The 12,712-nt window shown below is 40.8% G+C and carries 8 protein-coding genes; 5 read left to right on the top strand and 3 right to left on the bottom strand.

Annotation, left to right across the window (positions count from 1 at the left end; translation table 11 throughout):
- Positions 1 to 2: 2 nt before the first annotated feature.
- The 5 genes from J8M01_RS05565 to ygjK all read left to right on the top strand — a co-directional run bounded on the left by J8M01_RS05565 (position 3) and on the right by ygjK (position 7,177).
- Complete coding sequence (locus J8M01_RS05565; protein WP_211057303.1) at positions 3 to 1,496, top strand: DUF3413 domain-containing protein; 1,494 nt, start codon at positions 3 to 5, stop codon at positions 1,494 to 1,496.
- A gap of 62 nt (positions 1,497 to 1,558) precedes the next feature.
- A complete protein-coding gene (locus J8M01_RS05560; RefSeq protein WP_192507079.1) occupies positions 1,559 to 2,032 on the top strand; it encodes a DUF4124 domain-containing protein in 474 nt (157 codons plus the stop codon).
- Between the two features lie 77 nt (positions 2,033 to 2,109).
- A complete protein-coding gene (gene aceK, locus J8M01_RS05555; RefSeq protein ID WP_211057302.1) occupies positions 2,110 to 3,858 on the top strand; it encodes a bifunctional isocitrate dehydrogenase kinase/phosphatase in 1,749 nt (582 codons plus the stop codon).
- The gene (locus J8M01_RS05550; protein ID WP_211057301.1) at positions 3,845 to 4,783 is read left to right on the top strand and encodes a LysR family transcriptional regulator; all 939 of its coding nucleotides are present in this window, start codon (positions 3,845 to 3,847) and stop codon (positions 4,781 to 4,783) included. The genes aceK and J8M01_RS05550 overlap by 14 nt, the downstream gene beginning before the upstream one ends.
- Positions 4,784 to 4,897: 114 nt before the next feature.
- Positions 4,898 to 7,177: an alpha-glucosidase gene (gene ygjK, locus J8M01_RS05545; protein WP_211057300.1), complete on the top strand. Its 2,280-nt coding sequence runs from the start codon at positions 4,898 to 4,900 to the stop codon at positions 7,175 to 7,177.
- 160 nt (positions 7,178 to 7,337) lie between these two features.
- Here the strand turns inward: ygjK and hrpB are convergent, their stop codons facing one another.
- The 3 genes from hrpB to J8M01_RS05530 form a co-directional block, all read right to left on the bottom strand.
- A complete protein-coding gene (gene hrpB / locus J8M01_RS05540) occupies positions 7,338 to 9,764 on the bottom strand; it encodes an ATP-dependent helicase HrpB (RefSeq protein WP_211057299.1) in 2,427 nt (808 codons plus the stop codon).
- A 108-nt stretch (positions 9,765 to 9,872) separates the two neighbouring features.
- Positions 9,873 to 11,717, bottom strand: coding sequence for a GGDEF domain-containing protein (locus tag J8M01_RS05535; protein WP_211057298.1), 1,845 nt, complete (start codon positions 11,715 to 11,717; stop codon positions 9,873 to 9,875).
- A complete protein-coding gene (locus J8M01_RS05530; protein ID WP_210996998.1) occupies positions 11,714 to 12,595 on the bottom strand; it encodes a hypothetical protein in 882 nt (293 codons plus the stop codon). Before J8M01_RS05530 ends, J8M01_RS05535 begins: the two co-directional genes overlap by 4 nt.
- Between the last annotated feature and the right edge of the window lie 117 nt (positions 12,596 to 12,712).

Genomic DNA, 12,712 nt, shown 5'->3' with positions numbered 1-12,712 from the left:
GAATGAATTTATCCCCTCAAAATCCTTTTTCATCAAAAGCAAGCCAGTTACTCAGTTGGGGACATTGGTTCACTTTTGCTAATATTGGATTAGTCCTGCTGATCAGCAGTAGTTACCTTTTCGCTGATAAAAGTCCAACGACTTTACTTGGTTGGTTCTACATGTTGATCACTTGGGTTAGCCATACCAGCTTTATAACGTTCAGTGCATTTGTGCTCACGATTTTTCCTTTGAGTATGGTCTTTCCATACCCTCGACATATTAGAGGTATGGCGGCAATTTTAGCGACTCTGGGGATAGCTTTGTTGAGTCTTGATGCGTTTGTTTATTATAAACTCGGATATCACCTCAATTTTTCATCATTGTCTGATATTGTCAGTGTTCTATGGAAAACAATCATTGGTCATCCAATTATTGCAACTGTGGCAGCGGGCGGATTTATACTGATTATTTTTGCTCTGGAACTGGTTGCGGGAAATCATGCTTGGCATAATCTTGCAAAATTAAAACAATATCGATTTCCTCGTTATGCAACTGGTGCGCTGGTATCTTGCTTTGCAATGAGTCATACAATTCATATATGGGCTGATGCAAATACGTATTTTGACATTACTAAGCAAGACAATGTTTTACCACTATCTTATCCAACTACAGCTAAAAAATTACTTGCCAGACATGACTTACTCGATATTGAAAAATATCAGCAAGCAACTGATATACAATTTGACCATAATGACAGCCAATATCAACTCCCCCGTGCGCTGCCTAATTGCCAACCTAGAAAAGCATCGGTCAACATTGTTTATTTTCAGACACTCGCTGAACTGCTTAGTTTCACGAATGATCACGATGAATTGGTTGCGGTTTCACAGTTAATTCAGCCGACAAATCACGATGATGCGCGGTTTAATTTGACTTTCGGGCTACCTGCATATTATAGGAACCCGCAAACTCAACACGCTCATCCAAGTTGGGATCCATCAAAACGTTTGATTTTTCCTAAGCACCTAGGCGATACGGCAGCTGAAGAGGGAGGAAATGCTTCACTTATCATCATTAATGGTTCTGAAAGCACCGTAAAATTTGACCCCAAACATCTTTACTTTGCTTTTGCATTAGCAGCAAAAAACAGTGATGTTATCAGCGCAAGTTCCTATTTCACAAACGTAACCAAACTACAACAGATTGATGGGTTTAAACAATTACAAGACATCACGTATACTCTGCTCGCTTCTCATTTAGAATGCTCAGAGCTTGCCAAAGCCACCATGATTGGTAGGGACTTAATTAATAGTCGTACCAGTGTTGGCGTTAACTTTACCCAAGGTGTACTTGTCGCGTTTAAAAAGGATCGGATCACCCTAATCAAGCATGATGGCAGTTACGAGCATATTTCCGGCACCGATGGATTTGCCATTGAACAAAAGTTAAATGTGCCATTTTTAATTCAAAGTATAAAAACGCTTAAACAGTTTTCTAACCCTCCCCCAACCTGATAACTTGCCATTAACCTGTAAACAGCTATCTTTTTAATATGAAGATAGCTGAAGGATGCACTATGTTTAGGATGATTTTTGTATTATTACTCTTTCTGAGTACTGCTATTCAGGCAAAGACGGTAGTTAACTATTATAAATGCGTAACAAAAAGAGGAACTACATACAGCCAATTTCCTTGTGGTAGTAATGGCACTCAACACACCCTAACCCATTCGAACCCCAACAAGTCGACACCGTCTGAACAGCATTTCAAAACCCTAAATCAGCTTGAGAAAAAACAAGTTGTACGTAATTTGAAAAAGTCATTACGTGCTAAACGTTACCAAGTGGCCATATTAAATAGAGATCTTGATAGAGCTACCCGTGATCAACAAGAGCGTATGCGACATATTATGGATGATAAAAAGCGCAAAGAAACAGTGAAAGACATTAAAAAGAAATTAAAATCTCTCAATAAAAAACACCGAAAGGAAGTAAAAGTTGTTTCGAAACAAATAGCAACACTTGAGAAAAAACTAAAACGGTATGAGTAATATGCTAAGCACTTGACTCCGTCCATATAAATCATGCTACTCTAACGTCAGGTCTGACCACTTAATTAATGAGCTGTATGAAACCCTTTTTAATAGCGCAGATGATATTAGCCGGCTTTACAAAGCACTACCGGCTATTTCAGTCAATCACTTCTGACGCCCCGAGTGCTTTTGCAAGCCAAGACTGGGATAAAATACAATTAATAAGCACCACTCGGATCAGTCATTATGATGAGCGTGTAGACGAAACAATACAGCATCTAAAAAGCGCTCTACCCTGTGCTAATTTACACGAAGCATTATGGTATGACATAAAACAGCAATATCTAAGCTTGTTAACGTTTCACCCACAAGCAGAATTAGCAGAAACCTTTTACAACTCTGTTTTTTGTCGGCTGTTTCATCGTCGTTATTTTAATAACACATTTATTTTCGTTGAAACCACGCTACAGTATGCCCCTGCGCTTCCTATCGAGGCTGAATATCGAAGTTACTTTCCAGTAGTTGATGGATTACGACCCACAATAAAAAGTATCATCGATCACATAGATTTTCAGTGTAGCTTCAGAGATTTAGACCTAGATATTCGCAACTTAATGAAAGCATTTATTAAACAAGCGCCTGACACACACCATCAGGGTCACATGATGCGTTTTGATATGCTTTCAAAGCCATTTTACCGCAACAAAGCAGCCTATATCGTAGGCCGTGTTGTGTCCACCAGTGGTGTGCAACCTTTTATAATCGCTGTATTACATCATAGCCAAGGTGGTTTATATATTGACGCACTACTGACCAGCTCATCACAAATGCGCGTTATTTTTGGCTTTGCTCGCGCTTATTTCCTCGTAGAAACACATGCTCCATCAGCGCTAATGCGATTTCTAAATCAGCTCATGCCAAGTAAAACCCCAGCCGAACTGTACAATGCCATCGGCTTTCATAAGCAAGGAAAAACGGAGTTTTACCGAGAATTTTTACATTATTTAGCACAAAGTGAAGATAAGTTCGTCATCGCCCCCGGTACTTTGGGCATGGTAATGATGGTGTTTACGCTCCCGAACTTCCCGTATGTATTTAAAGTCATAAAAGATACCTTCTCAGAGAGTAAACCTTTTGGCAGAGATACCGTACTCAAGCGCTATCAATTAGTTAAAAATCACGACCGTGTTGGCCGTATGGCCGATACCCATGAATACTCCAATGTGGTGATCCCTAAGGAACGCATTTCAGCAACACTTTTAACGCAACTTATGGCAACCATCTCAACCAGTATGCAAGTCGAAGACGACTATGTCGTGATAAAACACTTATATATTGAACGACGTATGACGCCTCTTAATTTGTACCTCAATAACGCCAGTGAGCAACAAGTTCATCACGCAATGATTGATTATGGACAAGCCCTTAAAGAAATGCTCCACGCAAACATTTTCCCTGGCGATATGTTATTGAAAAATTTCGGGGTAACAAAACACATGCGAATTGTTTTTTATGATTATGATGAGGTTCAGTATTTAACCGATATGAATTTTCGAGCTATTCCAAAAACTTCACTAGATGATTTATATTCAGGTATGGATGAGCAATCTATCGCCCCTCAAGACGTATTCCCAGAACAACTATATACATTTGTGCTAACAAACCCTAAACTCAAAGCTATCTTTAAAGATGCTCATCCAGAGCTATTAACCGTTTCCTACTGGTTACAAGCACAGCGAGATGTCATTAATAAAGTAAATAAACAAATCTACCCATATCCTCAACAACAACGATTCGCTCATTTAGAACAAACAAAAATAAAGGAACGTCGTGAACATAAGTAAAATAGATCTTAACTTACTAGTATATTTAGACACGTTACTACGAGAGTGTAATGTTACACGGGCTGCCAACCAACTCAGCATTACGCAGCCTGCAATGAGTAATGGGCTAAAGCGCCTTCGAACATTGTTTAACGACCCTATTTTAGTTCGTACTAGTGAAGGTATGGTGCCAACTGAAAGAGCATTAGAGTTACAACCCGTGGTACGCGGAATCCTGATGACTTTAGAAGAAACACTCGCGCCAAACCGAGAATTTGAAGCTGGGCAAAGCAAACGCGTTTTTCGCATCATGGCCAGTGATTATGCGGCAAGTACTTTGGCACCAAAATTACTGAATAAGCTCCATGAAGAAGCCCCAGAAACCACTTTAGATATTTTAACGCCTAGCGATGTCACTTTTCACGATGTTGAAAACGGTAAAGTCGATATGGCAATCAATCGCTTTGAAAACTTACCTCAATCATTCCATCATAAACGGATCTGGAAGGATAGCTTTTGTTGTTTAGTTAAATCAGATAACCCGATCATCGAACAGTTTAGTCTCGACGCTTATTTAAATGCACGCCATATATGGGTAAGTAAAACGGGATTTGGGGTTGGTGTAGGGATGGACCCAGAGGATGTTCAAAAGCTTGGCTGGGTAGATGAAGCCCTTGCCCATTTTGGTAAGCATCGAAATATTGCTACGTTCACACGAAATTACCATGTCGCGATTCATTTGGCTAAAGAGCAAAACCTAGTAGCAACTTTGCCATCTAAAGCAGCCAATATTTATAGAGATGATCCCGGGTTAGCCATATTAGAAGCGCCCTTTCCAATTCCACCATTTGAACTAGATATGATCTGGAGCCCGTTACTGCACCGAGATGCCAGTCATGTATGGTTAAGACAAAAAATTGCCGAAGTGGCTAACGCGCTTAAATAATCTATCGCCTCTTGTAAATTGCTCATACTTTGCGCATATGAGCCCTGCTCCTAAATTAAAAATTGACTATAAATACCACTCATTATTGGATACAATATCCTAAAAAGGATATTTATGCGCGTTATACTCTGTCTCTTTTTCTATTTACTGGCTGTTTATCCCAAAAATGCCATCGCATTTGAAAATATCATAAATCGTCAAGGTGAGCCCAGTTATATGCACCCTACGGATGACTATGGCCATAGTCCATACAATCCGCTATTTGATGCCGGAGCTTGGCATGGTCACTTATTGCCTATTAACGATAATGAGCTTGGCGGCTTCACTGGCCACGCCTTAATTACAGAAGAGTACCTACACTATATCGCCAAGCGCTTTGATAAACTAAGTATTTATAAAAATGGCGTCCGAGTTCCTTTGCAGGGCAAAGTATCTAGTCACCCTGGTGCTTTGGTGCAAACCTTGTCAAACAAGAGCGAAAATATTGAGGTCACTTTAACACTCAGGTTTGTTGGCCCTCGCACCTCAATGGTCAAAACCGAGATCAAAACACGCACTCCTTTAACGTTGCACTTTGAAGGGCAGCTGTTGGCCGCATACGATCAAGAAAATACCATGAGTGCCCAATTTCCAACATATCAGCCAAAGCTCGAATCGAATGATAATACGATTATCATTCGATTTGGAAAAGTAAGAGCTAAATGGGACCTGCTTACCTCAGGTACATCCGCTTATGTCACACAAAAAACCATTGCGACCACCACCCGTTTATCTCCTATTGGCTTTAACAGCACAGCCAATATAGCAAGCGACACAACATTTTATACTACCTATAGCCACGTCTTAAATACTGATGAAGAACAGCAAATTCAGCAATTTAACCAACAGCTTTTTGCTGACCCAGAATCCTATTTAATAAAAAGCAAACTACGCTGGCAAAGCTATCTCAAAGTAGCTGATAATTTCCCCGTCGACAAACAGCGCCTCATGACTAAAAGTATTGAAACCTTAATTGGTAATTGGCGTTCAGCCGCGGGGGCTCTCTCATTTGATACTGTGACTCCATCCGTTACCGCTCGTTGGTTTTCAGGCAACCTTACATGGCCTTGGGACTCATGGAAGCAAGCTTATGCAATGAGTCAATTCGCACCTGATATTGCTAAATCGAATATCAACGCGGTATTTGAATATCAAATCACAGAGAATGATCCAATCAGAAGCAATGATGTAGGCTTTATCCCCGATCTCATTGCATACAATAAAAGTGCTGAACGTGGCGGTGATGGAGGCAACTGGAACGAGAGGAATACCAAACCAAGCTTAGCTTCATGGGCCGTGTATAAGACCTATCAACACACCAAGGATAAACAGTGGCTTACTAGCCTTTACCCAAAGTTAAAAGCCTATAGATCATGGTGGTTAAACAATCGTGATCATAATAAAAATGGCATTCCTGAATATGGTGCCACACTCGATGCGGCGCATACACATAAAGTTCATGGTTTTAAATTCAAATTTAATGAGCGTACCTTTTACGGATTAGATTTATACAACTCATTACTCAAAGCCAATATCAGGCTCACGTCACCCGCGCAAACCGCCGCATCGTGGGAATCAGGTAGAGACCATGCCGCCAATTTTGGCTACATCAACTCGGTACAATTAAATAAATATATAAAACAAGGCGGAAGCATATCAGACTGGCAGGTAAAATTTGCCGAAAATTACAATACGCAAGGGCTGCTTACTGGGTACTCTTTACTACAAGAGTCAGTTGACCAAGCTAGCTATATGGTCTCTGACGCACGTTATTTAGCAAAAATTGCCCGAATATTAAATCAACCTAACGAGGCAGTCACATTTGAGAAAAGTGCCGCAATAATAAGCCGATACGTTAATCGATGCATGTTTGACACTCAGTCTGGATTTTACTATGACATTTCAATTGAAGCCAAACCATTAGCCAATGGCTGTGCAGGCTATGCGCTCACCAAGCGAGGAAAAGGCCCTGAAGGTTGGTCGCCACTATTTAATCAAATAGCCACCGACGATATGGCGAAACAAGTTAGAGCTGTAATGCTCAATCCACAAGAGTTTAATACCTATATTCCATTAGGCACCGCGGCACTGACTAACCCCGCTTTTGGTCCGAACATTTACTGGCGAGGAAGAGTTTGGTTAGATCAACTCTATTTTGGAGTGAAAGGACTTACTCATTATGGCTACAAGGAAGATGCAAGAGCATTAATAAATCGGTTTATTGAGCACGCTGATGGTTTACAGCAAGATGGCCCCATTAGAGAAAACTACCACCCTTTAAACGGCAAACAACAAGGTGCCCCCAATTTCTCATGGAGTGCGGCACACCTATACATGTTACTCAGCGAATTTTAACACGAGCATAGTATCTATGAATATTTAGATACTATGCTCGTGTTTATATTGGCATAAAACCAAAGAGCTAACAGAACCTATTCAAATTTAATTTACTCCATAATCACGCGCCTTAAATTTCAAGCTCAATGATCCATGTTAAAAAGAGTCGAAGGATATATTACATCCGACTCTTTACTCTATTGGTTGCCTGAGCGTTTGCGGGATCATCCGGCCAAAAATGCTTAGGGTATCTGCCCTTCATCTCTTTTTGTACGTCTTTATAACTCGATTGCCAAAAGTATCTTAAATCTTGGGTTAACTGCAGAGGCCTGTGTGCTGGTGACAATAACTCCATCAGCAAAGGTAATTGGCCATTACACAACTTTGGCGTCTCAACTAAACCATATACTTCCTGCATACGCACTGATAACTTTGCCGGCCCGTCAATTTGATAATCAATGGTAATATTGGAGCCACTTGGTACAGTGATTTTTTTTGGCAGTAGCGCATCTAGCCGTTGCTGTTGTTGCCAATCTAACTGACTCAAAACCGCTTCTTTTAGGGCAAATTTTTTCAGCTGTGGTAATTGCTTAATATCACTCAAATAGGGTGCAAGCCACGTAGCAATATTATTAAGCAAACTCTGTTCATCAAGCTCTACGAATTCCAATGGGCTATATCGTTGCGCTAATGTCATACGGATTAATAGCGGTAACACTGTGTCATAGTCTTTAAATAACTTTAGTCCATACTTTTCGATAAGCATGAGCCAAGCTTGAGTGCGCGCAGCCACATCAATTTTTTGACTACTCGGGGTTGCTTCAATAACCAAGTTGCCAATGAGCGTACGGTCTTCATGTAAAAACCGTTCTTTCTTTTCATCAAACTCACACACGCTCTGTTTTGTGAATAAATATGGTAATGCCTGTAAGAGTTGTTCAATAGATACATCTGTGGCATTAAATATTCTTTGCCCTTTATGACCACCTAACGATGCAATAGCAATATAATCACTGCCTAACCAATGACTTTCATGACTATTAGCGCCAGCGCCATTAGCCAATACAAAACCTTGTCCTCGCCTTTTTGCTAATCTATCAGGGAATGCTAATGCAATGGTAATATCCAAGTGCTCAGTCGCCAACGCGTGCGGTTTAGTTAATCTCAATCGTTTTAACCACGGCATCAACTGCTGACTAAAAAGCTTAGTCGGCCTTTCAAACTGTGCTTGTAAGGCAACCCTAAGTTCAGGGCTACTCGTTATTCGGCTTTCTATCAAGGCCACAAGGTAACATGCTAACGTACTAATTCCAGAATATTCAGTTTCCAATTGCTGTGCTTTTACTAGCATATGGGCTAACCGCGGCTCTGTACCAAATTGGTAAACTTTGTGGCCTAGCGTGGTGAGTTTCTCATTGTTGTCGAGAATTTCCAGCATTTTTAATAACTGAGTAGCCTGCTGAATTTGTATCTCACTAGGATGGTCAAGTAGTGGTAAAGCACGAATGTCACTGCCCCAGACTTTAGCCTCTAATAGTAAACTACTTATGTCTGAGCTTAAAATTTCGGGCGTGTCGTGTCCCTCTCTACGTTCAAATTGGTCACGGCTTCCCAAACGATACACAACCCCAGCTTCTATTCGCCCTGCCCGTCCAGCTCGTTGCACCGCTGATGATCTTGATATGGAGGCCGTTACCAGTTCTGTCACACCGCTTTTTAAATTAAACTGTGCAACTTTACGCTTTCCACTGTCAATAACGACTCTGATACCTTCAATGGTTAAAGATGTTTCCGCCACATTCGTTGTTAAAACCACTTTTCGATAACCCGCTTTGGCTGGGGCGATCGCAGCCTGCTGAAGGCGTTTATCTTGATTACCATATAACGGAGCCACCTCAGTATCGGACAATTCGTAACCTGCTAAAGATTGAGCCACGTGCGTAATTTCTTTTTGCCCCGGTAAAAAAACCAACACACTCCCGTCTTGCTCTTGCAACGCTTGACGAATAAGGGGGGCAATCGCATCTAACCATCGCGTCTCATTTGCCAGCGAGGTATAAATCGTATCAACAGGAAAACTGCGACCTTCGCACACAACAAGAGGACATTCTAAAAATGCTTGATACCTGTGTGTGTCTAGCGTCGCTGACATTACCAATAGTTTTAAATCCTCACGAAATGCGGCTTGCGTTTCCAAAGCTAAGGCCAGTGCAGTATCTGCCGCCATTGAACGCTCGTGAAACTCGTCAAAAATGACAAGGTCAACTCCTGTCAATTCCGGGTCGTTTTGCAGCCGTCTTGTCAGTACACCCTCAGTGACTATTTCTAATCTCGTCTCAGCAGAAACCTTCACTTCATTTCTGATTCGTAAACCTATACTGGCCCCAATTGATTCTTGCTGTTGACTGGCTAAAAAACTAGCGATATTTCTCGCTGCTAGCCTTCTTGGTTCCAGCATAATAATATGTTTGAAGTGCCCATCTCTGACCATTTTTAATGGCAGCCAAGTTGACTTACCAGCCCCTGGTGGCGCTTGTAGCAGCACACAGCTATGTAATTTTAATGTATCAATAAGGGAGTTATAAACTGATTCGATGGGTAACACAACATACTCTGAAAAAATATTTTAGCGCTATATTAACACGTTAAGATAAGTAATTAGCACTCTTTAGAAGGCCCAATTGAATGGCCTCGTTATCACCTTAGGTAGAAATCAAACAGGCACTTGCAACCCTTCATAACTACTTGATATAACAATACTCCCCAGCCTGACTTGTTCTTTGTAGTTTTTCAATAAATAGTCAAAATCAATCGGCTCTGAGGTGGATACAGAGTCTAACCCTATCCATGTGTTTCTATTTACTTCTTTGGCCAAGTATAAGCCACTGTCGGCCAACTCTAATACCTGCTCCCATGATGCTTGCTTAAATTCACCTGTCATTAACGGGTAAGGTGCAAATCCAATTGAACAAGTACATTGTACAGTTTCACCATTAACAATAAACGGAAAGCGCTCGACCTGTTGTCGTATTCGCTCAACCACCTCTTGTGCATCGCGAGTCGACATATCCGGCATAACCAATAAAAACTCCTCTCCGCCCCACCTTACTAATAAGTCACTACTTCGGGTGCATTGTTTCAATATATCAGCAAAGCTTTGCAGCACTAAATCACCCGCTGCATGACCATAAGTGTCATTAATCCTTTTGAAATGATCTATGTCTATCATACAAAATATAATGTCATGCTTAGGCTTTAGTGCATTTATCTGACTATCAATGGTGCTGAAAAAATAATGTCTATTATTTAGTCCCGTTAAACTATCGGTAAAGCTCAATGCTTGCAGACGTTCATTACGCTCTTTCAATTCTGCTGTGCGTTGTGCTACTTGCGTTTCTAAACGAGTTGTATAACGAATATTTTGCCAGCGCCAATAAACAAACACGATGGCAGCAGCACACAACACCCCAATCAATAACCAACGCTGCTGAGTCAACTTAGAGTTTTCTAATACCTGTCTGTGCTGAACAATTTGTTGCGCTTTTAATGTGTTATCTTTTTCCAGTAGGCTCACTTGCTGTTGTTGATGTGCCAACGCATATTGTGCTTCAAGCTGAAGTACTTTGTTGTTCCGTTTTTGTTGGTCAAGTGCACGTTCGGTCAGTGAATAACGTTTTAAATATAGGTGAGCTTGTTGATAATTTCCCACTTGCGCAAAAGCACTGGCCAATAGCCGCTGCAAACTTGACTGTTCTTCTAAGTATCGTGTGTGAAACGTTTGATCAAGCCCAGTCATAGCCAGTGCGATAGCTTCTGTAAACATACCAGCCTGTAAGGTACTTGCTGCCAAAGCAAGTTGGTAATTCAGCTTTGCTTTTGTATCTGCCACCAGCATATATTTGGCAGAAAATTCACTCAGTAGCGTTTGACTCAATAAATAATCACCAAGTTTTAACGCCACTTGCGCTTCGGTCAATAATAACTCTGCTGATAAACGCTTATCTTCTAGAGGAAGTTTTCGTCCTAAATCTAATTCGTGTTGTGCTTGACGAAAGCTTCCACGCTCAAGATGCGTTCTTGCTTGCCACAATTTAATGTGCACCAACAACTCATCCCCAGATTGTAAACTGTTCCCAATTTGTACCACTCGGTTAATATACCGTGCTGCATGGTCAAATCGTTCTAAGTCTAACTCTAAGTCGATAACCGCAAGCAGTGTTTTGACCATAATACGAGGGTTATTTAATTGCTCAGCCATATCCAGTGCTTCGTAATGCATTGATAAACTATGTTTATAATCACCAAAGTGCTGACGAATACTGGCTTCAATCAATATCGTATGAATAACTATTTCACGCTGAGCGTAATGCGCTGCTTGACTTCTGATCACCCTTAATTGCGGTAAGGAGCTTAACTCATAACCACTTTTCATCTGAAACTTTAGTTGCTCAAAAGCCGCACTGATTGTTTGTTTTTGTTGGGTAACCGTATCTGCACTATGTGCTTCATAAGCAATGAGCAACATACAATAGCACCAACAGCCTTTAAGCCAGCTCATTGTATGCCTCGCATTAACATCGCTTCATTTACCATATGCCAAGGCGCTACTTTTTCATTAATAAAGCCTGACTCAGTCAGTGCTTTCCTTAAAATACCGCGCTCTTTTAAAATTGCCAGCCCTTTATTCAAGGCTGCAAATACTCGTTTCCCATCTGGGTGGCGTTTACTGACAACAAAATGGCGTGAATCTGGAAGAAATAGTTTCAATTCATTAATTGGCACATATTCTCGCCCTTCAAAATTTAACACCAATGACTGACTGACACTGAAATTAACTAGCATAGCATCAACAATTTCTGTTTCTACCATTTCCAGCATGGTCTCCCAAGGGCCTATAAAGCTAACAATATTAACGTCTGTATTATTTAACGCGCGCCAGTCAACTTTCCACCGAGGATTGGCCACCACGGTTAACTGATTTAATCGTTCTGCTGGCATGTTATGCAATGCAATATTGCGTTTTGCAACATAAAAACCCGCTTCGTACTCGCCATACTCAACTAGAGGTTCACTCACAAACAAGGAACCTTTGTAATCGAGTAGATCTTCATGCCACGTCGAGCGTGCAAGTACTAAGCTCTCACCGGCGATAAGGTCCGAAAACTCTATGATATTAACTGACGGTTTTGGGTTAAAGATCACCTTTCGTTGTTCACCTCCAAGGTGAAGCGCTTGCTGCAACAGAACCATTTCAATGATCTCAATATGAGACCCTTTTGTTGATGGATGAAAGTCTTCAACGTCTAATACAGAACGACCGTCTAAAAACTCTTCATATCGTAAACTAAAGTTTTCACTACTAATAATATCAACCACCAAAGGTGCTTGGGCCTGAACAAAAAAAGACGAGAATAGGAAAAATAGGCACCACTTCATTTACACTTCCAATAAACAAAAACAAGAAAAAATATTCTAGACACTTAATTATACAAGAATAAATCTTTTTTGGTTAACCTAATAGAAACATTATTTAAGAAGGGGGGTAATGGATAT

Source organism: Pseudoalteromonas sp. MMG005, assembly GCF_018101015.1.
Lineage (GTDB): Bacteria > Pseudomonadota > Gammaproteobacteria > Enterobacterales > Alteromonadaceae > Pseudoalteromonas > Pseudoalteromonas aurantia.
This window is presented reverse-complemented; position numbering and strand designations above follow the sequence as displayed.